A 234-nucleotide genomic window follows, 5' to 3' on the forward strand; every position below is an offset into this window, starting at 1 on the left:
GTGAAATGGCACCTTTTTGACTACCTACATCAGGTGTTAATGTAGCGATACCAGTGTTTTTATCAAAAGTTGCTGAACCTACTGTTGTGAAATGGTCAGTAAAGTTGTTTTTATCAACAACAACTTGTGATGTGGTAGGTGCAATAGGTGTAGGTGATGTTGCTGCTAAACGATTGACTTCTAATCGACTAAACGCACGTACTTTAGTTGTATTAGCTGGTTTAGTAGACTCAC

General features: G+C 38.5%; 1 protein-coding gene. It reads right to left on the reverse strand.

What is annotated here, in order from left to right:
* A partial coding sequence (locus tag ACZ267_RS13050; protein WP_463680365.1) for a hypothetical protein occupies nucleotides 1-234 on the reverse strand: 234 nt, incomplete at both ends.

This window comes from Staphylococcus sp. AC872 (genome assembly GCF_979255425.1).